This is a genomic window from Micromonospora sp. NPDC049081 (assembly GCF_040648835.1).
Classification (GTDB): domain Bacteria; phylum Actinomycetota; class Actinomycetes; order Mycobacteriales; family Micromonosporaceae; genus Micromonospora; species Micromonospora antibiotica.
The window spans coordinates 20,981-42,130 of the sequence record NZ_JBEZEK010000036.1; the positions used below are offsets into that span (position 1 = coordinate 20,981).

At 70.5% G+C, this 21,150-nt stretch carries 21 protein-coding genes, 1 tRNA gene and 2 pseudogenes; 15 read left to right on the forward strand and 9 right to left on the reverse strand.

The features are described 5' to 3' along the window. Positions 1-100: 100 nt before the first annotated feature. From ald to AB0B63_RS30365, 9 genes are all read left to right on the forward strand, one after another. A complete protein-coding gene (ald, locus tag AB0B63_RS30325; protein ID WP_357024974.1) occupies positions 101-1,216 on the forward strand; it encodes an alanine dehydrogenase in 1,116 nt (371 codons plus the stop codon). Positions 1,217-1,272: 56 nt separating this feature from the next. Continuing rightward, entirely contained in the window at positions 1,273-2,289 is a 1,017-nt protein-coding gene (locus AB0B63_RS30330) for a site-specific tyrosine recombinase XerD (RefSeq protein WP_357024977.1), read from the forward strand. A 172-nt stretch (positions 2,290-2,461) separates the two neighbouring features. After that, a complete protein-coding gene (locus AB0B63_RS30335) occupies positions 2,462-3,385 on the forward strand; it encodes a ParA family protein (protein WP_067315071.1) in 924 nt (307 codons plus the stop codon). A gap of 65 nt (positions 3,386-3,450) precedes the next feature. Continuing rightward, positions 3,451-4,533 carry a segregation/condensation protein A gene (locus AB0B63_RS30340; RefSeq protein WP_357024981.1) on the forward strand — a complete coding sequence of 361 codons (1,083 nt, stop codon included), beginning with the start codon at positions 3,451-3,453 and terminating at the stop codon, positions 4,531-4,533. Continuing rightward, complete coding sequence (scpB, locus tag AB0B63_RS30345; RefSeq protein ID WP_357024984.1) at positions 4,530-5,570, forward strand: SMC-Scp complex subunit ScpB; 1,041 nt, start codon at positions 4,530-4,532, stop codon at positions 5,568-5,570. Before AB0B63_RS30340 ends, scpB begins: the two co-directional genes overlap by 4 nt. After that, complete coding sequence (locus AB0B63_RS30350) at positions 5,557-6,327, forward strand: pseudouridine synthase (protein WP_208566872.1); 771 nt, start codon at positions 5,557-5,559, stop codon at positions 6,325-6,327. Before scpB ends, AB0B63_RS30350 begins: the two co-directional genes overlap by 14 nt. Before the next feature lie 192 nt (positions 6,328-6,519). Further along, positions 6,520-7,200 (forward strand): (d)CMP kinase, encoded by a 681-nt coding sequence (gene cmk / locus AB0B63_RS30355; RefSeq protein ID WP_208566873.1) that lies wholly within the window; start codon positions 6,520-6,522, stop codon positions 7,198-7,200. After that, entirely contained in the window at positions 7,197-8,594 is a 1,398-nt protein-coding gene (der, locus tag AB0B63_RS30360) for a ribosome biogenesis GTPase Der (protein WP_357024988.1), read from the forward strand. The genes cmk and der overlap by 4 nt, the downstream gene beginning before the upstream one ends. A gap of 186 nt (positions 8,595-8,780) precedes the next feature. After that, positions 8,781-8,854, forward strand: a tRNA-Pro gene (locus tag AB0B63_RS30365). A gap of 69 nt (positions 8,855-8,923) precedes the next feature. Here AB0B63_RS30365 and AB0B63_RS30370 read toward each other — a convergent pair. The 3 genes from AB0B63_RS30370 to AB0B63_RS30380 are packed head-to-tail and all read right to left on the reverse strand — an operon-like array spanning position 8,924 to position 10,705. Further along, on the reverse strand, positions 8,924-9,058 hold the full coding sequence (locus AB0B63_RS30370) for a hypothetical protein (protein WP_279632713.1): 135 nt from the start codon (positions 9,056-9,058) through the stop codon (positions 8,924-8,926). A 46-nt stretch (positions 9,059-9,104) separates the two neighbouring features. Further along, positions 9,105-10,019, reverse strand: coding sequence for an alpha/beta hydrolase (locus AB0B63_RS30375; protein ID WP_357024992.1), 915 nt, complete (start codon positions 10,017-10,019; stop codon positions 9,105-9,107). Beyond that, entirely contained in the window at positions 10,016-10,705 is a 690-nt protein-coding gene (locus AB0B63_RS30380) for a TetR/AcrR family transcriptional regulator (protein WP_357024995.1), read from the reverse strand. Before AB0B63_RS30380 ends, AB0B63_RS30375 begins: the two co-directional genes overlap by 4 nt. Positions 10,706-11,064: 359 nt before the next feature. On the opposite strand from AB0B63_RS30380, the gene AB0B63_RS30385 reads away from it, so the two are divergent. Beyond that, positions 11,065-11,640, forward strand: coding sequence for a hypothetical protein (locus AB0B63_RS30385; RefSeq protein ID WP_357024998.1), 576 nt, complete (start codon positions 11,065-11,067; stop codon positions 11,638-11,640). A 165-nt stretch (positions 11,641-11,805) separates the two neighbouring features. Here AB0B63_RS30385 and AB0B63_RS30390 read toward each other — a convergent pair. Then, a pseudogene (locus AB0B63_RS30390) lies at positions 11,806-11,982 on the reverse strand (IS701 family transposase); the annotation flags it as partial. An 89-nt stretch (positions 11,983-12,071) separates the two neighbouring features. After that, positions 12,072-12,692, reverse strand: coding sequence for an AAA family ATPase (locus AB0B63_RS30395; RefSeq protein WP_357025001.1), 621 nt, complete (start codon positions 12,690-12,692; stop codon positions 12,072-12,074). Between the two features lie 40 nt (positions 12,693-12,732). On the opposite strand from AB0B63_RS30395, the pseudogene AB0B63_RS30400 reads away from it, so the two are divergent. Both AB0B63_RS30400 and AB0B63_RS30405 read left to right on the forward strand, forming a co-directional pair. Further along, positions 12,733-13,010 (forward strand): annotated as a pseudogene (locus AB0B63_RS30400) (transposase family protein); the annotation flags it as partial. Positions 13,011-13,379: 369 nt separating this feature from the next. Continuing rightward, entirely contained in the window at positions 13,380-14,849 is a 1,470-nt protein-coding gene (locus AB0B63_RS30405; protein WP_357025004.1) for a cell wall anchor protein, read from the forward strand. A gap of 267 nt (positions 14,850-15,116) precedes the next feature. Here AB0B63_RS30405 and AB0B63_RS30410 read toward each other — a convergent pair whose 3' ends face one another. From AB0B63_RS30410 to AB0B63_RS30420, 3 genes are all read right to left on the reverse strand, one after another. Next, on the reverse strand, positions 15,117-15,827 hold the full coding sequence (locus AB0B63_RS30410) for a hypothetical protein (RefSeq protein ID WP_357025007.1): 711 nt from the start codon (positions 15,825-15,827) through the stop codon (positions 15,117-15,119). Positions 15,828-16,060: 233 nt separating this feature from the next. After that, positions 16,061-17,323, reverse strand: a complete 1,263-nt coding sequence (locus AB0B63_RS30415) for an MFS transporter (RefSeq protein WP_357025010.1) — start codon at positions 17,321-17,323, stop codon at positions 16,061-16,063. Further along, a complete protein-coding gene (locus AB0B63_RS30420; protein WP_357025012.1) occupies positions 17,316-17,954 on the reverse strand; it encodes a siderophore-interacting protein in 639 nt (212 codons plus the stop codon). Before AB0B63_RS30420 ends, AB0B63_RS30415 begins: the two co-directional genes overlap by 8 nt. A 127-nt stretch (positions 17,955-18,081) precedes the next feature. Between AB0B63_RS30420 and AB0B63_RS30425 the strand changes: the two genes are divergently transcribed. Further along, positions 18,082-18,651, forward strand: coding sequence for a TetR/AcrR family transcriptional regulator (locus tag AB0B63_RS30425; protein ID WP_357025015.1), 570 nt, complete (start codon positions 18,082-18,084; stop codon positions 18,649-18,651). A 110-nt stretch (positions 18,652-18,761) separates the two neighbouring features. Here AB0B63_RS30425 and AB0B63_RS30430 read toward each other — a convergent pair whose 3' ends face one another. Next, positions 18,762-19,358, reverse strand: coding sequence for a TetR family transcriptional regulator (locus AB0B63_RS30430; protein ID WP_357025018.1), 597 nt, complete (start codon positions 19,356-19,358; stop codon positions 18,762-18,764). Positions 19,359-19,454: 96 nt separating this feature from the next. Here AB0B63_RS30430 and AB0B63_RS30435 point away from each other — a divergent pair, with 96 nt between their 5' ends. Next, a complete protein-coding gene (locus AB0B63_RS30435) occupies positions 19,455-20,504 on the forward strand; it encodes an NAD(P)-dependent alcohol dehydrogenase (protein WP_357025021.1) in 1,050 nt (349 codons plus the stop codon). 279 nt (positions 20,505-20,783) lie between these two features. After that, entirely contained in the window at positions 20,784-20,981 is a 198-nt protein-coding gene (locus AB0B63_RS30440) for a hypothetical protein (RefSeq protein WP_357025024.1), read from the forward strand. Positions 20,982-21,150: the final 169 nt, after the last annotated feature.

The window sequence follows — 21,150 nt, forward strand, 5'->3', positions numbered from 1 at the left end:
CCTAGACTGCCGCCGGCGGGACCGGTGAACCGCGTCGGCAACGGAGCCGGCGGGGCACCGCGCAGTCCGGGGTGCGGCACCCCGGAGAAGGGTGTCTCACGTGAAGGTCGGAATCCCCCGCGAGGTCAAGAACCACGAGTACCGGGTGGCGATCACGCCGGCAGGCGTCAACGAGTTCGTCCGTCACGGTCACCAGGTCTTCGTCGAGGCCGGCGCCGGTGTCGGCTCCAGCCTCACCGACGACGAGTTCGTCGCCGCCGGGGCCACCATCCTCGGCACGGCCGACGAGGTGTGGGACACCGCCGAGCTGGTGCTCAAGGTCAAGGAACCGATCGCCGAGGAGTACCACCGGATGCGCGCCGGGCAGGTGCTCTTCACCTACCTGCACCTGGCCGCCTCCAAGGAGTGCACTGACGCGCTGGTCGACCGGCAGGTCACCGGCATCGCGTACGAGACCGTCGAGCTGCCCGACCGGTCGCTGCCGCTGCTCGCCCCGATGTCCGAGGTGGCCGGTCGGCTCGCCCCGCAGGTCGGCGCGTACCACCTCCAGCGGCAGGGCGGTGGCCGGGGCATCCTGATGGGCGGCGTGTCCGGGGTGTACGCGGCGAAGACCGTCGTCATCGGCGCGGGCGTGTCCGGGATGCACGCCGCCGCCATCGCGCTGGGCCTGCAGGCCGAGGTGCTGCTGCTGGACATGAACGTGGCCCGGTTGCGGCAGGCCGACGCCATCTACCGGGGTCACCTGCAGACGGTCGCCTCCAACGCGTACGAGATCGAGCGGGCGGTGCTCGACGCTGACCTGGTCATCGGCGCGGTCCTCGTCCCGGGCGCGAAGGCCCCCACGTTGATCTCCAACGAGCTGGTGTCCCGGATGAAGCCGGGCAGCGTGCTGGTCGACATCTCCATCGACCAGGGTGGCTGCTTCGAGGACTCCCGCCCGACCACGCACGCCGAACCGACCTACCAGGTGCACGACTCGATCTTCTACTGCGTGGCGAACATGCCCGGCGCGGTGCCGCACACCAGCACGTACGCGCTGACCAACGTCACCCTGCCGTACGCCCTGGAGTTGGCCGACCGGGGCTGGCGTGACGCGCTGCGCCGTGACCCCGCCCTGGCGTCGGGCCTGAACACCCACGACGGTCAGGTGGTCTACGGCCCGGTCGCCGAGGCGCACGGCATGGCCACCCTCCCGCTGGCCGAGGTGCTGGCCTGACCGAGGAGCCGCACGACCCGGCACCCGGCGGCGTGTCCCGCGCGGCCGGGCGAGGGGTGCGTGGGACGGCACCCGACGGGGCCGGGGCGGGTGCGGAACCCGCGCCGGCCCTACGTCGGGTGGTGCGCGGCTACCTCGACCACCTCACCGTGGAGCGCGGCCTGTCGGCGAACACCCTCACCTCGTACCGTCGGGATCTGGAGCGTTACCTGGGCACCCTGGCCGCCGCCGGGGTGACCGACCTGGCGTCGGTCGGCACCGGGCAGGTCGAGGCGCACCTGGCCCGGCTGCGCGCCGGCGACGACGACCACCCGCCGCTGGCGGTGACCTCGGCGGCGCGGGCCGCGTCCGCCGTGCGCGGGCTGCACCGCTTCGCCGTCCGGGAGGGGTTGGCCGGGGCGGACCCCAGCCGGGACGTCCGCCCGCCGCCCGCGGCCCGCCGGTTGCCCCGGGCGCTGCCGGTCGACGACGTGGCCCGGCTGCTGGAGACCGCCGGCCCGGTCACCGCCACCGGCGACGGGGCGGCCCTCGCGCTGCGTGACCGGGCGCTGCTGGAGTTCCTGTACGGCACCGGCGCGCGGATCTCCGAGGCGGTCGGTGCCGCCGTCGACGACCTGGACGTCGACGAGGGCACCGCCATGCTGCGCGGCAAGGGCGGCCGGACCCGGCTGGTGCCGATCGGCGGGTACGCCGTCGAGGCGCTGCGGGCCTACCTGGTGCGGGCCCGGCCGGGCCTGGTCGCCGCCGGTCGGGGCACCCCGACGGTGTTCGTCAACGCCCGGGGCGGGGCGTTGACCCGGCAGGGCGCGTGGACGGTGCTGCGGCGCGCTGCCGGGCGGGCCGGGCTGCCGGTGGACGGACCGCACGCGGTCTCCCCGCACACCCTGCGCCACTCCTACGCCACCCACCTGCTCGACGGCGGCGCCGACGTGCGGGTGGTGCAGGAACTGCTCGGCCACGCCTCGGTGACCACCACCCAGGTGTACACGTTGGTCACGGTGCAACGGCTGCGCGAGGTGTACGCCACGACCCACCCCCGGGCCCGGGACGCGGACCCGCCGTCGGGCCGCTGACCGGCCGCTACGCCCGACACGCCGGACCGGTGCCGAACGCGCTGGTCGTCGGTGGCGTAGAGTCGGCATCGGCGCGGACCTCCTGGAGCGACAACCGGGGTGCGCAGCGGCGCCGCGAAGGACGTCGGACAGCTCCGATGCCGGGTGGTCGTCGGGAGGGGGCAACGAGGACATGGCTGGCAACGGTGATCGTGCCGACGCCTGGACGTCGGAGCTCCGTGAGCAGCAGGCGTCACTCGGCGCCGACCTTGGTCCGGCCGACCCGGCCGCCTACACGATGCGCAAGCCGATCCCCGAGCCGATGCCCACCGACCGGCACGGCCCGGCCCGGATCATCGCGATGGCCAACCAGAAGGGTGGGGTGGGCAAGACCACCACCACCATCAACCTGGGTGCTGCCCTGGCCGAGTACGGCCGCAAGGTGCTGCTTGTCGACTTCGACCCGCAGGGCGCGCTGTCGGTGGGTCTCGGCGTCAACCCGCACAACCTCGACCTGTCGGTCTACAACCTGCTCATGCAGGACGACGTCATGGCCGAGGACGTCCTGATCAAGACGGACGTGGCCGGCCTGCACATCCTGCCCGCCAACATCGACCTCTCCGCCGCCGAGATACAGCTGGTCAACGAGGTCGCCCGGGAGATGGCCCTGGCCCGGGTGCTGCGCAACGTGCGCAAGGAGTACGACTACATCCTGATCGACTGCCAGCCCTCGCTGGGCCTGCTGGCGATCAACGCACTGACCGTCGCGCACGGGGTGCTCATCCCGCTCGAATGCGAGTTCTTCAGCCTGCGCGGGGTGGCGCTGCTGCTGGACACCATCGACAAGGTACGTGAGCGGCTCAACTTCGACCTGGAACTCGAAGGCATCCTCGCCACCATGTACGACAGCCGCACCACCCACTGCCGGCAGGTGCTCCAGCGGGTGGTCGAGGCGTTCGGCGACAAGGTCTACCAGACGGTCATCACCAAGACGGTGAAGTTCCCCGAGTCCACGGTGGCCGGTGCCCCGATCACGACGCTCGACCCGGCCTCCTCGGGGGCCCGCAACTACCGGCAGTTGGCCCGTGAGGTGATCGCGGCCCAGGCCGACCGGTAGGTCGGGGTGCACCCTCGGGCGTCCCGGACGGCGACGACGTCCGGGACGTGGACTACGGTCGTCCGGTGACCGCGCCACCGCTGGATCCGCCGACGACCCCGCAGCAGCCGCCCGTACTGGCTGCCGAGGTCGCCGCCGACCTGGCGACCGACCCGGCGGGGGTGCCGCAGGCCGGGCAGAACGCCGGCTTCACCGTCCGGCTGGCGAACTTCACCGGCCCGTTCGACCTGCTGCTGCAACTGATCAGCAAGCACAAGCTGGACGTCACCGAGGTGGCCCTGCACACCGTCACCGACGAGTTCATCGCCTACATCCGCGCCATGGGCGACGAGTGGGACCTCGACGAGACCAGCGAGTTCCTGCTCATCGCCGCCACCCTGCTCGACCTGAAAGCAGCCCGGCTGCTGCCCTCGGCCGAGGTGGAGGACGAGGAGGACCTCGCCCTGCTGGAGGCGCGGGACCTGCTCTTCGCCCGGCTGTTGCAGTACAAGGCGTACAAGGAGGCGGCGGCGCACATCGCCGAACTGGAGGCGGTCGGCGGGCGACGCTACCCCCGCGCGGTCACCCTGGAGGCCCGCTACGCCGACGCCCTGCCCGACCTGGTGCTCGGCGTCGGCCCCGAGCGGCTGCTGCGGCTGGCGGTGCGGGCGATGACCCCGAAGCCGGTGCCCGAGGTCTCCATCGCGCACGTGCACCTGGTCCGGGTCAGCGTCCGGGAACACGCGACGATCCTCGCCGAACGGCTGCGCCGGGCCGGCATCGCCACCTTCACCCTGCTCTGCGCGGACTGCGAGATCACCCTGGAGGTGGTGGCCCGCTTCCTGGCCCTGCTGGAGCTGTACCGGGAGGGACTGGTGGCCTTCGTCCAGGAGGAGGCCCTGGAGGAGCTGACCGTACGCTGGACCGGTCCCGCCGACGGCGACGCCGATCTGCACGTCGACGAGTACGCCGGCACCCCCGCCGACGCCGACGACACTGGTCCCGCCCCGGGCGGATCCGCCGCCCCGGCGGCTGCCCCGGACGGCCCCACCGATGCGGGGTCCGCCGGTCCGGGCCCCACCGGTCCGGGGTCTGCCGGTCCGGGGTCTGCCGGTCCGGGGTCTGCCGGCCCGGCGGGCGAAGCCGCGACGACGCAGGAGACGCGATGAGCGACGAGGAGCGCCAGGACTCCCTGGCCGATCAGGCCGCGGCCTGGATCCCCCCGTGGGAGCGCCCCACCGCCCGGCAGCAGCCCGCGCCCGCCCCGACCGGCACCGACAGCGAGGCGGACGCGGCCCCACCCGCCGATCCGGGTGCTCCGCCGACGGAGGCGGTGTCCGCAGACCCCACCGCCCCGACGGCTCCCGGAGCCGCCGGCGAACCGGCGGCTCCCGCAGCCCCGGCTGAGCCGGTGGTTTCCGGAGCCCCGGCTGAGCCGGTGGTTTCCGGAGCCCCGGCTGAGCCGGCTGTTCCCGGAGCCCCGGCTGAACCGGCGTCAGCGGACGGGACCGGTGCGGGTGGGGTCGGTGCGGTCGGGGCTGGTCTCGGCTCGGGCCCGGACGCCGCCGCGGCGGGGGAGCGGGACCCGGCGGGCGTGCCGAAGCGGCGGCCGGCGGGACGGCGGCGGGCGGCTGTCGCGCCGCCACCGGCACCCGAACTCGACGACGCGGAGCTGCGCGGCGCACTGGAGGCCATCCTGCTCGTGGTCGACGAGCCGGTCAGCGAACTGGTACTCGCCCAGGTGCTGGAACAGTCCCCGGAGCGGATCGGGCCGGTGCTCGACGACATCGCCGCCGGCTACACCGCCGCCGGGCACGGCTTCGAGCTGCGCCGGGCGGCCGGGGGCTGGCGGCTCTACACCCGGCCGGAATACGCGGCCCACGTCGAGCGGTTCGTCCTGGACGGGCAGTCGGTACGGTTGACCCAGGCCGCGCTGGAGACGCTCGCGGTGATCGCCTACAAGCAACCGGTGACCCGGGGTCGGGTCTCGGCCATCCGGGGTGTCAACTGCGACGGGGTGCTCCGTACCCTGGTCTCCCGAGGGTTGGTCGAGGAGTGCGGCGCCGAACCGGACAGTGGGGCGTTCCTCTACCGGACCACCACGATGTTCCTGGAGAAGCTGGGCCTGGACTCGGTCGCCGACCTGCCCCCGCTCGCCCCGTTCCTCCCCGACGACGTAGAAGAGCTTGCCGATGCCACGCGATGACCGTTCCCCCAAGCCCGACGCCCCCGTGTACGAGGGTGCCGAACGCCTCCAGAAGGTGCTCGCCGCCGCCGGTGTCGGGTCCCGACGTGCCTGCGAAGATCTGATCTTCCGGCGTCGGGTGACCGTGGACGGCCGGGTCGCCCACCTCGGCGACAAGGTCGACCCCGCCACCGCCGTGATCCACGTCGACGGGGAACGCCTCCAGGCCGACAACCGCCTGGTCTACGTGGCGATGAACAAGCCGCGCGGGGTGGTCACCACCATGTCGGACAACAAGGGCCGCAACGAGTTGGCCGAGTTCATCGGCAACCGGGTCGAGCAGCGGGTCTACCACGTCGGGCGGCTCGACGCCGACAGTGAGGGCCTGTTGCTGCTCACCAACGACGGGACCCTCACCCACAAGCTGATGCACCCGTCGTACCAGGTGCTCAAGACCTACCTGGCCGAGGTGGCCGGGCCGATCCCGCGTAACCTCGGCAAGCGGCTGCTGGCCGGGGTCGAGCTGGAGGACGGGCCGGTGAAGGTCGACTCGTTCAAGGTGGTGGACACCCTGGGTAAAACCGCCCAGGTGGAGCTGAGCCTGCACGAGGGGCGCAAGCACATCGTCCGGCGGCTGCTGGCCGAGGTCGGGCACCCGGTGTCCCGGCTGGTGCGTACCTCGATCGGTCCGATCAAGCTCGGTGACCTGCGCACCGGGCGGATCCGGCGGCTGACCAACGCGGAGGTCGCCGCCCTGTTCAAGGCCGTGGGTGACTGACCGGAGTCGCAGCGGGTACGTGTGCCGGTAGGCTTCCCCGCGGCCCACGGGCCGACGGGTGGCGTGCGTCGCCCCCGACGGCGGCGCGCGTGGCCGACCCGCGAGGCGCGGGATGATGGACGACGATGGACGACCGCTCAACGGCACCGGAGGAACCGGTGACCCGCGAGGTACGGGCTGAGGAGGACAACGGTGGAGGAAAACGTACGGGCCGGGCGCTGTGTGGTCGCGGTGGACGGACCGTCCGGTTCGGGTAAGTCCACCGTGTCGCGGCGGCTCGCCGTCGACCTCGGTGCCCGCTACCTGGACACCGGTGCGATGTACCGGGCGATCACCTGGGCGGTGCTGCGCTCCGGCGTCGACCTGGCCGACGCCGCCGCGGTGGGCAAGGTCGCCGCCGAGGTCGAGCTGCGCATCGGCACCGACCCCCGGGGGTACGGCGTGACCGTCGACGGGACGGGTGTCGACCAGGAGATCCGGGGCCCCGAGGTGACCGGCGCGGTCTCGGCGGTGGCCGCCGTGCCGGCGGTGCGGGCGTTGCTCGTGGCCCGGCAGCGGGAACTGATCGCCCAGGCCGGCCGGATCGTCGTCGAGGGCCGCGACATCGGGGGTGTGGTGGCCCCCGACGCCGACCTGAAGGTCTACCTGACCGCCTCCGAGGCGGCCCGTGCCCGACGCCGCAGCGCCGAGGACGCCGCCGACGTCACGGCGACCGCCGCGGACCTGGCCCGGCGGGACCGGCTCGACTCCACCCGCGCGGTCAACCCGCTGCGGCAGATCGCCGACGCCGTCGAACTGGACACCACCGAGCTGGGCATCGACGAGGTCGTCGCCCAGCTGCGGGAGCTGCTCACCGAGCGGGGCGTGGCATGAGCGACGGATGGGTGGAGCTGCGCGAGCCGGAGGCCACCGTCGAGGAGCCGACCGGCCCGCAGCCCGTGGTGGCCGTGGTCGGTCGCCCGAACGTGGGCAAGTCGACGCTGGTCAACCGGATCATCGGCCGGCGGCAGGCGGTCGTGGAGGACGTCCCCGGGGTGACCCGGGACCGGGTGCCCTACGACGCCCAGTGGAACGGCCGCTCGTTCACGGTGGTGGACACCGGCGGCTGGGAACCGGACGCGAAGGACCGGGCGGCGGCGATCGCCGCCCAGGCCGAGACGGCGGTGGTCACCGCCGACGTGGTGATCTTCGTGGTCGACGCCATGGTCGGCTCGACCGATGTGGACGAGGCTGCGGTGAAGATGCTGCGGCGCAGCGCCAAACCGGTGATCCTGGTGGCCAACAAGACCGACAACACCGCCATCGAGATGGAGGCGACCGCGCTGTGGTCGCTGGGCCTCGGTGAGCCGTTCCCGGTCTCCGCGCTGCACGGCCGGGGCTCCGGCGAACTCCTCGACGCGATCCTCGACGCGCTGCCCGACGCGCCCAAGATCGTCGAGAACCGGCCGCGCGGCCCCCGCCGGGTGGCGCTGGTCGGTCGGCCCAACGTCGGCAAGTCCAGCCTGCTCAACCGGTTCTCCGGGGAGGAGCGGGCGGTCGTCGACTCGGTCGCCGGCACCACCGTCGACCCGGTGGACAGCCTGGTGGAGATCGGCGGCGAAACCTGGCAACTGGTCGACACCGCCGGGCTGCGCAAGCGGGTCGGCAAGGCCAGCGGCACCGAGTACTACGCCAGCCTGCGTACCGCCGGGGCCATCGAGGCGGCCGAGGTGGCGGTGGTGCTGCTCGACTCCAGCGAGCCGATCAGCGAGCAGGACCAGCGGATCCTGACCATGGTCGTCGAGGCCGGCCGGGCCCTGGTGATCGCCTTCAACAAGTGGGACCTGGTCGACGCCGACCGCCGGTACTACCTGGACAAGGAGATCGACCGGGAGCTGCGCCGGATCCCCTGGGCGATCCGGCTCAACCTGTCGGCGCAGACCGGCCGGGCCGTCGACAAGCTCGCCCCCGCGCTGCGCAAGGCGTTGGCGAGCTGGGAGACCCGGGTGCCCACGGCACAGCTCAACCAGTGGCTCACCGCCCTGGTCCAGGCCACCCCGCACCCGGTGCGTGGCGGTCGCGCCCCGAAGATCCTCTTCGCGACCCAGGCGGGTGTCTCCCCGCCGAGGTTCGTGCTGTTCACCACCGCGCCGTTGGACGCCGGCTACCAGCGTTTCGTCGAGCGCAAGCTCCGCGAGGAGTTCGGCTTCGAGGGCAGCCCGGTGGAGATTTCGGTACGCCCCCGCAAGAAGCTCGGCCCCGGCGGCCGGGGCAAGGCCCACGGCTGACCCGGCACCTCCAAGGGCTGCCGCTCCCACCCCGGGGACGGCAGCCCTTCCGTGCCACCCTCCTTTCCTAGGACGCTTTAGGGGTGGTGGCGGTGCGCACCGACGCGGCAGGGGGCTGTGCGCGCGGTGCGAAGATCCTGCGCTAAGCTGTACCGGCTGCCGCAGGGGAAACCATGCGGAGAGCATCGGGACGTGGCGCAGCTTGGTAGCGCACTTGACTGGGGGTCAAGGGGTCGTCGGTTCGAATCCGGCCGTCCCGACGCAGCTCAGAGGGCATATCCGATCGATGGATATGCCCTCTTCTAGTAGCTGGGTGACGAACTGAGTGACTACGCCTCAGTGTCGAAGATTCGATCCATGGCGACCGCACCGCCGAGGAGCACCGGCCGTAGTTGGTGCGGGTAGACGCTCTCGGTGACGGTAGTGCCGGAGGGGTGCGCCACCCCGACCGCGCAGCCCGTCATCGTCCTCCCCGCCGCCGGGGACGGCCGCTGCCACGATGCACATGGCTCACTCTTCGCCCCGATGGCGGGCGGCAGGAGCGCGGGTGGCCAGCGCGGTGATGAACGCGACGATCTCGTCGGGGTTCTCCTCGGCCATGAAATGCCCGCTGCCGGTGGCCTGGTAGGTAAGGTCCGGGGCCCATGCGCGCCAGAGCGCGGAGGCGTCGAAGCCGAGCTGGGAGCCCCAGTCCTGGGAGATGACACCGACAGGCATCGTGAGTTGCGCGCCGCGTTCACGGTCGGCGATGTCCATGTCGAGGTCGATGCTGGCCGTCGCGCGGTAGTCGGCCACGATCGAGTCGATCGCGGCGACGGAGCTGTCGACGTAGTAGTCGCGCTCGTCGCGGGTGAAGGTGGTGCCGGTGGGGTCCCAGGCGTCGAGGAAGGAGCCGAAGAACTCGGGACCGACGGCGGCGATCATCTTCTCGGGCAGGCCGGCCGGCTGGGCCATGAGATAGAGGTGCCAGGCGACCTTGGCGTTGACACCGTGCAGGACGGCCCACGTGTCTAGGGTCGGCAGGACGTCGAGGATGCCGAGGTAGCGCACTGCTTCGGGGTGGTCCAGCCCGGTGCGGACCGCGACGAGAGCACCGCGGTCATGGCCGATGAGCCCGAAGTGGTCAAAGCCGAGCTGACGGGTGATGGCGATCACGTCGTTGCCCATCGTGCGCTTGGAGTAGGTGCCCGGATCGTCGGCGACGGGCTTGCCGCTGGCTCCGTAACCGCGAAGGTCGGGAACGATGACGGTGTGGTCGGTCGCAAGTTTCCCGGCGACGTGACGCCACATGTAGTGGGTCTGCGGGAAGCCGTGAAGCAGCACGACGGCCGGCCCCTGGCCGCCGACAGCGACGTTGAGGTCGACGCCGGCGTCGCCGCCGATCGTGTGGTAGGTGACATTGTCGATCACGAATGGTGTGGTCACGAGTCCTCCTGGGGTTGGTTGGTGGGGCGGGTTTCGGGATGGCCGGAGAAGAGTCCGGCGGGCAATGTGGTGACGCTGTTGGCGGAGGCGACGAGCGCCGGGATGATCACCGTGTCCACGAGTGCGGACAGGTAGGCGTCGTCGACCGCAAGGCCGTTCGCGTGACGGAGCAGCAGCACCGACCCGACGACCTCGTCGAAGGCGAACGGGCTCGCACCGGCGGGCATCTCGCCACGAGCAACCGCGGCGTCGATGACCGCCTGCGGCAGCCTGGCCCCCGTGGGACCCGCGGAGCTCTCGATGGCGTCGCACAGTTCGGGGTCTTTCAGCCCGGCTTGGAGCAGCATCAACGCGGTGCCGATGTCGGCCGCAGTCATCGTGCGTTCCAGCCGCCGCACCAGGATCAGGAGGTCCTCGCGCAGGGTGGCCCCCTGCGGCAGCGGGGACGTCGAGTGCTGGGCGGGCCCTGCCTTTACTGCGGCGATGACCATGTCCCGCTTGGATCCCCATCGCCGGTAGAGGCTGGCCTTCGACGTCTGGCAGCGTCGAGCTACCGCCTCGAAGGACACGTCCTCGTACCCGTGCTCAGCGAGGACCTCGAGTACGGCCGCGGTGATCCGACGCTCAAGTTCGGGATCGCGCGGTCGACCGCGGGCCCCTGACGACTCCTCATTCCGATACGCCACGTACCGTATCGTATATCAGGATGTTGGAACCGTCGACCGACACCCCCGTCGGTAACTCGTCCTTAAGCGCGGATCGTGTAGCTCACCGCATCAGAGGGTGTGGCCGGGCGGCCTGTCTCCCGGCACCCGTGCTGGGAGGTGACGTCTGACGGGTAGACGACGGCCGTTTCACCACCTAGCAATCCAGGACGAACACTTAGAGCGAGACGAAGCCCCTGGTCGGAGGCACGAAGCCGCAGCGGTGGCGCGCCCCCGCGGGGGTGGCACCGATCGGTCACGCTGGGTGTTGGCCGACACCGGCAGGTGGCAGCCCCGGGCCTGAGCGCGGGCAGACCCGTGTAACGAGGAAGGCGGCTGCCATGCTCAACTCGTTTCTCCAGGCCCTTGCGACCAAACTGGTCGAGGAGATCCTCAAGCGGCTCGTCGAGTGGCTTTCGCCGAAGGTCCTGCACGCCGTGCCGCATCGTGCGTCGCCCAACTGCCCTAGCTGCGGCGGGTACGGCGTCCACCGGTGGGCCACCGGCGGCATGTGGGTGCTCCTGCCGTCGGTGCTGGCCTTCGCGTTGGGCTTCGGATTCACCCTGCTCGGTGTGCTGCTGGTCGTGCTCACGGTCGTCGCCGAATTGGTATCGGACGGGGCCGGCGGGATCGTGCCCGCCCTGCTCGCGCCGCTCGGTCTTCTGGTCCCTGCCACCCTGATGATCGCAGGCGCGTTCGGTCTTGCCCACTACAACAGCTACCCACCGAAGTGGTGCGCCCGCTGCCACGCCCGGTGGCCGCGCCGTGAGCGAAACGAATATCTGCGGGCGTCAGCCCCGGTGTTGACCTGCGATTGCGGTCAGCGACTGCGGGTGCCCCGCACGGCTGCCGGAACGCGACTGCGCTGCCCCCGCTGCCGAACCGAACACGCCACCCCAGCCCCGGCCCGCCCCTGACACAGGGTCAGCGGTGCCACCGTACCGTCTGGCCGCTGGACCTGGCGGTGTGGGCGCACTCCGCTCTCGGCCGTGACGGGTTGGCACTCGCCAACCGCCTCGTCGAACTCGACGACGTGTAACCAGCATGACGGAGCAGGACGTCAACGACGAGATCCTTGCGGAAGCCCACCGCAACAACCGCTGCATCCCGTCCGGTGACACGTCACCGGCGTGCTCCGCAAGGGTCCAGCCGTTCTTGCGACCCAGATCCGAGACCAGCCCGCATAGGTACTGCCGCGCCCGGCGACGCGGCTACGACCGATGAAACCGAGGCCCGATCCGGGCATGCAGCCGGTCCAACTCTCCACGCCAACGCTCAACATCGACGTCCGCCACAGGCAGACCAACGAACCCGACCCGAAGACGATTCGCCCACTGTCGTCGCAGTGCTAAGAGACGTCTCGCAACTCGGGGCAGCCCGGTCGAGGCGAGCCAGGAGATCGGCGGCCGGTGGCTGAGATGTGGTGCTGGAGGAACGTGACGCGGGAGGCGACGTCGCTGTGCGGCAGGGTGCTGAGTTCGTAGCCGTGTTGGTTGTAGGCGGCGACCATGGCGTCGTGGGTACGCACGGCTTCGGCGAAGTCTTGGTGTCGTTCGCTGTCCGTGGTGTAGATCTGCGGCCAGGGTGGGGCGATGAACACGCGCTGGTGGTAGCGGAACAGCTGCGCGGCGGCTGTCACGTGTGCGGGAACGGGCTGGCCGAGTAGGAGGTAGTAGCCGACCAGGTCCGGGATCCCTCGGTCGAAGAAGACGGGTCCGGGATGCTGGCTGGCTTGGCGGTAGGAGCGCATCTCCCAACTGAGCATGACCTCGGCGAACAGTCGTGAGTCCCCGGTGTGCAGCGCCTGGCCGCCGATCGACAGCTGGTCCTGGATGATCTGCCGTCCCGCTTCGTCGACGCAGGCGTAGCCGGCACGCCGCAAGCTGTCGATCAGCGTGGTCTTGCCGGCTCCGGGTCCCCCGGTGATGACGATGTACTGGCTGCTCACGTCGTCCTCTCTGATAGGCACGCACTCCTCGTGCCCCCGGGTTTGTCCGCTGGGGGTGATCATCGAGGAAGCATGGGTACAGGTGATCTCCGCAGTCCGTCAGGAGTGGATCCTCCCGTTCGCTGGGCTGCCCCCGCCCAGTTCCGCACGCTGGTCCGTCTCGTCGCCGAGCGTGGCGGGGACGGGATCGCTGACCGTCGGCCGGGCCGACGGTGGGCCCTCGATCTTCCCGGCCGGGTGCTGCTGGTGGCCGTCTACTGGCGTATGAACCTGGCGATGCGGCAGGTCGGGCCGTTGTTCGTAGTGTCGCATCCCGCCGCGCACCGAGTCATCGACACGGGCGAAAGTCTGTGCCGGCATTCGACGTCGAGCGGCCGGGGTCGGGCGGGCGGTGGTTCGACGCGAGAAGGATGCGCAACCGTTCGCGAGAATCTAACTCATTCGACTCGGCTATTTATCTCCACGTTGTACGGGTCTATGTTTTGGGTCACGAATCCCTGTTGCTTGAGCCGCCTGCCAGGGAGGTGATATCTACTCGAATTCTCGTGGTGTCCCTCCCGCCCCTCACCCCTCACCCCTATCCCCGTTCTGGTCTTGCCTGTGCGGCGTGCCGGATTCGGGGCCCGTGCAGCTGTGCGCCTGACCCACCGCCAAGGTCCGGGCAGTCAGGTGGCCAGGAATTGAATGTGTCTCGGTCAGGAGAGGGAGATGGGTAAATTCTGTTTGCCCGAAGACATGTCCGCCGTGATGATCGGCGGTGCCCGACGCGCTGCCGTCACCAGCGTGCTGGTGGTGCTGACTCTGGTCGCGGTGGTCGGTGACGCCTCGGTCTCTGGGGCGAACGGGAAGCCGGCTGGTCTAACCGCCGCGTCTGCGGTGGCCCAGCGACTGGTGGCCCGGCAGGCTCCGGCCGAACTCGGCGCAGTGACCGCCATCGCCGCCGGCTACGGCCACAGCCTCGCCCTGCGCTCGGACGGCACCGTCCTCGCCTGGGGCCGAAACAGTGAAGGTCAGCTGGGTGACGGCACCGTCGACCCGAGTCTCACTCCGGTGCGGGTGTGCGCCGTAGGTCAGGTCGCCCCCTGCACCCGGTTCCTCACCGGAGTGATCGCCATCGCGGCCGGGTTCGTGCACAGCGTGGCCCTGCTCCGGGACCGCACGCTCGTCGCCTGGGGGCAGAACGTGACAGGTCAGCTTGGTGACGGCACCTTCACGGACCGCTCGGTTCCGGTGCGGGTGTGCGCGGTGGGCGAGGTCGCACCGTGTAGCCAGTTTCTCAGCGGGGTCAGGGCCATCGCCAGCGGCGACTCAGACCACAACCTTGCTCTGCTGGTCGATGGTGCTGTCGTCGCCTGGGGTTTCAACGCCTTCGGTCAGCTTGGTGACGGCGGGTACGCCGGGAGTCCGGTTCCGGTGCGGGTGTGCGCGGTGGGGGAGTCCGCCCCCTGCGGCCGGTTCCTGAGTGGGGCCAGGTCCATCGCGGTAGGTGAAGGGCACAGTCTGGCCGTCGTGGGGACCGGCTACGCCGTCGCCTGGGGCTTCAACGGCGCCGGTGAAGTCGGCGATGGCACCAGCGACAATTTCCGTCCCATCCCGGTGCGGGTGTGCGCGGTGGGGGAGACCGCCCCCTGCGACCGGTTCCTGAACGGGGTGAGTGCCCTGGCGGCTGGCGCTTTCCACAGCATGGCGTTGCTGGGCAGCGGCAGTGTCGTTTCCTGGGGCTACAACGTCGAGGGTCAGATCGGTGACGGCACCCGCGATAACCACCGGGTGTGCGCGGAGGGGCAGGTGGCACCCTGTGACCGGTTCCTGTACGGGGTGCGGCACATCGCCGCCAACGGTTTTCACAGCCTGGCGCAGCTGAGTAGCGGTGGCGTTTTGGCGTGGGGCTACAACGGCTATGGACAGCTCGGCGACGGTACTCGCGTGAATCGTCTGACGCCGGTGCGGGTGTGTGCGGTGGGGGAAGTCGCGCCCTGCGGTCGATTTCTGTACTTGATTCGGGCGATCGCCGCTGGCATCGATCACAATCTCGCGCTACAGCCGAACTACACCGTCGTCGCCTGGGGCTTGAACAACCACGGCCAGCTGGGCGACGGCACTACCAGTGACCGTTCCGTTCCGGTGCAGGTCCTGGCACCCCAGGGCCCGGCAAAGTCGTCAGGTGACGCCGGGTAGTGCCAGCGGGCGGATGCTGTCTCGGGCGTGATGTCGGTTGGTGGCGGCGATGCTGCTGACTTCGGTCAGGCGCAGCTGGGAATGCACTGCCGTGGGCGTCGCCGACGATCAGGCTCAAGGGGCGGTCGGCGAGCGGGTTCGGTGCCGCGGGCAGCGCTCCGGTCAGAGGACGAAGGTCCCGTCGCCGTCGAAGTTCGGGTTGTCCGCCACGGGCTGGCCGTGGCGTCGTTGGGTGTTGTAGTGGTGGCGGTAGATGTTCAGCAGGTGCTATGAGCAGTCGCAGAACGCGGTCGCCTGGACGACGCCCGTGACTTTCACGGTGACCGTCGGCGTTTCCGCGACGAGTCCGACGGCCTTCGCCATGTCGTCGGACCAGACGACGAGGTCATCGGCGCCGGGCGTCGCTCGGACGGCAGAGGTCGTGAGAATCGCCTTGATCTGGAACGTGGCGTTGACGGGCGGCTTTTGGACGTAGGCCAGAGCGACCCAGTCCCCACCGGGGACCTCTTTCGTGGAATCCCACTGGACGTAGTACCGCGGCGCGTCTCCGGGGCAGCATTCGCGCGCGATCAGCACATACGAATGCAGCCCGGGCGCAGCGCGCGTCCTGCCGCGCACCTCGACGGCGCAGGCGTCTTTCACACACTTCACGGTTGCGCCATCTGTTGACGTTGGCGTGAGGATCATGAGAGGCGGTGGAGGGCTGGGCGACGGTGCCGGGGGTGACGTCGAGGGCGCGGACGCCGGGAGGCGGTCGGACCCGGCAGGCCTGTCCGACAGGACATTCGGCAGGCCGACGGCGAGCGCCACGATCACCCCGGCAGCGGTGGAGACTCCGACCACGGCTTCCCACAGCCGCGACGGAGAGCGGGGTTGCCGCCCTTCGTCACCTCCTGTGGCCGGGGGTGAGGCATCTTTGTCGGCGACGCTGTCCGAGCTGCCAGGTGGAGTACCTTTCTGGATCTCTTCCTCGTTCACCCCATATCCCCCATAACCGTCTCAGTGGTCGTCGCCGGAACATTGTGAATTCCACTATCGGCGATGGGGTCAATTGTCGGCCGTCGAAACAGGGCAGGGTTCGTCGCTGAAGCCGACCGGGTGCGAATGGCCCGGTGGCATATCGTGATCATCTGAGTGTCCGGGGCGGATAGTCGCCGGTGAACAGCCGGACTACGAAGGACCCGGTGAGACTGTGCCGGTGCGATGGAGGTTCATCGGGGCGCCGACATCGAACCGGCCCGGTGACCGCTGCGGGCGTATGCGGCGGTCACCAGGGCGCCGCCGATGAGGGCGGCCGAGCTGAGCGCGAGTGACCAGTGCAGGCCGATGGCGACGCCGGCCAGGCCGACGGTGAACCCGCTGCCGATCCGCAGGCCACCGGCGGAGGTGCTGTAGAGGCCCAGGGCCAGGCCGCGGTGGTCCGGGGGAGCGTGCAACTGCACGACGGTCTGCGATATCGACATGGCGGTGAGGTTTGCCAGCCCGCTGACCGCCAGGGCGGCGACGGCCACGACCAGGCTGTTCGTCAGGGCGAACAGCAATGTGCACAGACCGACGGCGATCGTGGCGGCGACGGCCGCGCGTACGGTGGGCCGTACCCAGCCGGTCGCCTCGAGCAGCAGGCCGCCGAGCACCGCACCCGCCGCGGTGGCGAACAGCAGCACACCGTAGGCGGCGCCGCTGTGACCGGCGCCGAGATCCTCGGCGAACTCCGGCATCGTCGACTGCAGGGATGCGCCGACGAAGAACGAGCCGAGGCCGGCTATGACGATCATCGCGGTGACAGTGCGGCTGAACCGTGTACCGCGGACGGCCAGGATGGTGGAGAGGGGACTGGTCCGGGTGGTGGGTGGCTGGGCGGCGCGGCGGTGTCCGGTGAAGCGGGTCCGGGCGAGGAAGAGGGTGAGCGGCAGGTAGGACGCGACGTTGAGCAGGATGCCGGTGCTGGGTCCGAGCAGCAGCAGTACCGAGCCCATCACCGGTCCGCAGAGCTGTCCGAGGCTGCGGAAGGTGGCATTGAGGCGTACCGCGCTGGGCAGTTCACCGGGTCGGCTGAAGTCGTACAGCAGCAGTTGTTCGGCGGGTCCCCACAGCGCGCCGGCGCAGCCGTGCAGCACGAGCAGCACGGCTGCGTGCCAGATCTGCAGGGTGCCGGTGAGGAAGAGCAGTCCCCAGGCCAGGGATACGGCCATGAACAGGCCTTGTGCGGCCTGCACGACGCGGCGGCAGTCGTATCGGTCGGCGAGGGTGCCGGCGGCAACCGACAGCAGGAGGAACGGCAGCCAGTGGCTGATCACCTGGAACCCGGCGAGGGCCGGGGAGTGGAAGGTGCGCCAGAGCACCCAGTAGGTGATGACGTGCTCGATGTTGTCGGCCATCATGGCCAGGCCCGTCCCGATGAGATAGGGACGGCAGTCGGGGTTGCGTAAAGCGGCGAACCGCACGCCCGCGCTCGGGGCGATGAGGTCAGTCATCGTGCTTCGCGTTCCAGTAGCCCTTGACGAAGATGTCGTGCGCGGCGATGCCCAGCCGGGGCAGGCGGGCGCGCAGGGCGGTGACGGCGCGACTCTCACCGAGCAGGTAGGCCCGGCCGTGGCCGCCGGGCGGATCAAGCTCGTCGAGGTACGCGGCGAGCGGGTGTGGCGAGCCGGGCGGGCTGCCGTCGCGGCGGACCCAGATCAGGCGGGTCGCCCGCACGGGTACGCGGTCCTGCTCGTCGCCGATCTCGGCCAGCAGGTAGCTGACCGGGCCGGGATCGAGCGCCTCGGTGATGACGCACAGGGCCGGCAGCGCACTCTCGTCGCCGACGAGCAGGTACCAGTCGGCGGGCCGGAGTTCCATTTTGCCGCGTGGTCCGACGAAGCGGACGGTCTCCCCGGGTCGGGTGGTCGCCGCCCAGTGTGCGCCCGGCCCGTGGCCCTCGTGTAGCAGCACATCGAGGTCGACCTCGCCGGTTTCCGGTCGGGCGTGCCGGATCGTGTAGTGGCGTTTCACCTCGCGGTCGTTGCCCGGGAGCAGTATTTCCAGGTCGGCAGCGACGCGGGGCGGGGCCGTGGTCAGCGATTCGCCGGTCAGCGTGACGCGGACCGTTCGTGGCGTCAGCATGCGACGCGCCGTGACGACAGCGGTGTGGACGGTTCGCACAGGCGCACTCCTCGTCATTTCGAGGCACGATGCCTCGGAATGGAGACCCTAGCAGATACGAGGCATCGTGTATCGGTATGGTGGGGTCATGAGTACGACCGCTCCACCCGGACGGCCACGCAGCGAACGCGCCCGCCGGGCCGTCCTGCACGCCGTCGACGACATGCTGGTCGACATCGGGTACGCGGCGATGACCATCAAAGGCATCGCCGAACGCGCCGGAGTTGGCCGACAGACCGTCTACCGGTGGTGGTCGACCAAGGCCGAGATCCTGCTGGAGGCCAGCGTCATCGACGCGGCCGAGGCGCTGGAAACGCCCGCCCAGGACGACCCGGTGGCCGACCTCACGACATATCTGCAGACCCTTGTCGATTTCCTCACCACGTCACCGGCGGGCATGGCCTACCGCGCTCTTCTCGGCGAGGCGCAGCACGACCCCGCCGTGCAGGTCCTGGTCGGCGACGCCGACCTGCTGGCCGCCAGCACGGCTGCGGTCCTCGACCGGGTCCGGGCCTCGGCTCCGGCCATGCCCCAGGTCGGTCTGGCCGCCGCCCAGCTGGCCGGTCCGGTGGTGACCACCGTGTTGACCGCCCGTCCGCCATGGACCGCCGAGCAGCTGCGCCTGCACGCCGCCACCCTGATCAAGGGCTGGCAGTGACGCCATCCTGACGAGAGGGGGCGCGACGCCCCTCGGTCGTCAGCCTCCCTGATGGGTGGTGAGAGGGGCTGTGCCGCGTGGGCGCACAGCAGGACTTCCGCTTACCGGGGTCAGGCCTGCGGCGCGGTGCGCGGTGAGATCGCGTCCCGCACGCACGCGGCCAGGAGTCTGCGGCGCCGCTCGTGGTCCGCTTCGGGTTCGTCGGCGCTCGCGGCGTAGACGATGCTGGCCGCCGACCAGGAGAACGCCATGCTGAGGACCAGGGTGAACAGGTCGAAGGGGTCGCCCGCGCGCACCCGGCCGGCGGCCTGGGCCCGGGCGATCTGCGTGAGCTTCGGCTCGTGGTCGGCGGCCCGGCCCAGGCTGCCGGTGGGCTGCCGTTCCAGGCGTAGCCAGGTCAGCAGCCGGACCAGCTGAGGGTCGCGCAGGTTTTCGTCGTACATCGCCACCGCTGATCCGGGCAGGTCGTCCGCGTCGAACGGGACCACGCTCATGAGTTGGTCCGCGCGGTCGGCGATGACGGCGTCGAACAGGCCGTCCTTGTTGCCGAAGTAGCCGTACACCTGGGCCTTGTTCGTGCGCGCCGCTGCGGTGATGCGGTCGATCCGGGCCCCGGCGATGCCCCGTTCGGCGAACTCGGCGGCGGCGGCGTCCAGGATGCGGCGGCTGGTGGCTGCGCCTTTGGCGGTCACGGGGCCTGACGACATGCGACCGACTCTAACAAACCGACGGTTCGGTTGCTTTCGGTGTGGTGACCGGCTAGGTTCAGAAAAAACCGAACGGTTTGTTTGGAAGGAGCGTCCATGAGGACGACCATCGGGTGGCAGAGCGTGGACGGCACTGTCGCCCTGCAGCGGGCGGCGTTCGAGCGGCGGGACCTGCGCAGCGACGACATCGCGGTCCGCGTCGACTACTGCGGCGTCTGCCACAGCGACCTGCACCTGCTCAACGGCATGATGCCGCACTACAAGAACGCCGCAGGCGTCGTGCCCGGCCACGAGTTCACCGGCACGGTCGCCGCCGTCGGGGCGGCGGTGACCCGCTTCGCTCCCGGCGACCAGGTCGCCGTCGGCACCCTCGTCGACTCGTGCGGCGCCTGCCCCATGTGCCAGGTCGGCCAGGAGAACTTCTGCCTCGAACGCCCGACCAGCACGTACGGCAGCCCCGACCGGCTCGACGGCACCATCACCAAGGGGGCATACAGCCGCGAGTACGTGCTGCGGGAGAAGTTCGCCTACCGGCTGCCCGCCGGCCTCGACCCGGCCGCAGCGGCACCGCTGATGTGCGCCGGCATCACCATGTGGGAACCGCTGCGCGAGGCGGGAATCGGCCCCGGTAGCCGGGTGGCGGTCGCCGGACTCGGAGGCCTCGGCCACCTGGGGGTCAAGCTCGCCGCCGCCCTCGGCGCCGAGGTGACCGTACTGAGCCGTACCGCCGGCAAGGCCGACGACGCCCGCAAACTCGGCGCTGTCGAGCTGCTCGTCACGACAGACGACACCCAGCTCGCGCGGGCCGCCAGCCGCTTCGACCTCATCCTGGACACCATCTCCGGCCCGCACGACCTGTCGCCGTTGCTGCGGCTGCTGACTCTCGAGGGCACCCTCAGCGTGCTCGGCTTCCCCATGCAGACACCGGTGAACCTCATGGAACTGAGCTTCGGCCGTAGGAAGCTCAGCTCGTCGGGCACCGGCGGCACCAAGCACACGACCGAACTGCTGTCCTTCGCCGCCGAGCACGGCATCACCGCCGACATCGAGCTGCTGCCCTCCGCCCAGGTCCAGCACGCCCTCGACCGTCTCGAACGCGGCGACGTCCGCTACCGCTTCGTACTGGACCTCGCCGACCTCGACTGAGCACCGCGGCCACCGGTGTTGCGGGCCGAGGTGATGCGCCCGGTCTGCTCCGGCGGACCTCTGTAGGGCTGTCGGGAGACCCGGAGCGGCCACGGCGGGACCTGAGCTCAGCGGCGAAGCCGGCACCCTGGGATCAGCGATCCCGAGGTGCCGGCTTTGCCGTTCGACCACGCCTGGTGACAGCTGTCGGCCAAGGGGTCGATGTCGAACCCTCGTCCCCGGAGACTTCCTCGTAGTCACGGGTCCGACGCACTGCGACATCGACGACGAGTAGGAAACGTGACCGGACCCGGATCGGGAACACCCGACCGAACTCCACCAGCAGCCACGGCTGAACTGGGCGTCGTACTGGGCAACGGCGGTGGTGCGGGCCTGCAGATATTCGACATTGACGAGGATGCGGGCTGCTTCACCAACGTCCTTCACCGGGTTCGCATCATCGACCTCGACAGCTTCGACCCTGAGCGCTTCTTGTAGGCCGGACAGCGTCCGCGGACCGGCCGCAGCGGCTGTAGTCGCCGCGCCACCCTCGGCACGGACCGGGGGCACGTTGCGTTGGTGGTGACCCGCAGACCGCGCTTGTTCCGCCTGCTCGCGGCCGTGGCCAGCAGCCCGGCGTGGTCGCGTCGACGGGTCGAGACTCCCC

Excerpts from the sequence above, each read along its gene's own strand:
- AB0B63_RS30335 (WP_067315071.1), top strand. The coding sequence starts at position 2,462 with ATGGCTGGCAACGGTGATCGTGCCGACGCCTGGACGTCGGAGCTCCGT.
- scpB (WP_357024984.1), top strand. The coding sequence starts at position 4,530 with ATGAGCGACGAGGAGCGCCAGGACTCCCTGGCCGATCAGGCCGCGGCC.
- AB0B63_RS30350 (WP_208566872.1), top strand. The coding sequence starts at position 5,557 with ATGCCACGCGATGACCGTTCCCCCAAGCCCGACGCCCCCGTGTACGAG.
- der (WP_357024988.1), top strand. The coding sequence starts at position 7,197 with ATGAGCGACGGATGGGTGGAGCTGCGCGAGCCGGAGGCCACCGTCGAG.
- AB0B63_RS30370 (WP_279632713.1), bottom strand. The coding sequence starts at position 9,058 with ATGACGGGCTGCGCGGTCGGGGTGGCGCACCCCTCCGGCACTACCGTC.
- AB0B63_RS30385 (WP_357024998.1), top strand. The coding sequence starts at position 11,065 with ATGCTCAACTCGTTTCTCCAGGCCCTTGCGACCAAACTGGTCGAGGAG.
- AB0B63_RS30405 (WP_357025004.1), top strand. The coding sequence starts at position 13,380 with ATGGGTAAATTCTGTTTGCCCGAAGACATGTCCGCCGTGATGATCGGC.
- AB0B63_RS30415 (WP_357025010.1), bottom strand. The coding sequence starts at position 17,323 with ATGACTGACCTCATCGCCCCGAGCGCGGGCGTGCGGTTCGCCGCTTTA.
- AB0B63_RS30420 (WP_357025012.1), bottom strand. The coding sequence starts at position 17,954 with ATGCTGACGCCACGAACGGTCCGCGTCACGCTGACCGGCGAATCGCTG.
- AB0B63_RS30425 (WP_357025015.1), top strand. The coding sequence starts at position 18,082 with ATGAGTACGACCGCTCCACCCGGACGGCCACGCAGCGAACGCGCCCGC.
- AB0B63_RS30430 (WP_357025018.1), bottom strand. The coding sequence starts at position 19,358 with ATGTCGTCAGGCCCCGTGACCGCCAAAGGCGCAGCCACCAGCCGCCGC.
- AB0B63_RS30435 (WP_357025021.1), top strand. The coding sequence starts at position 19,455 with ATGAGGACGACCATCGGGTGGCAGAGCGTGGACGGCACTGTCGCCCTG.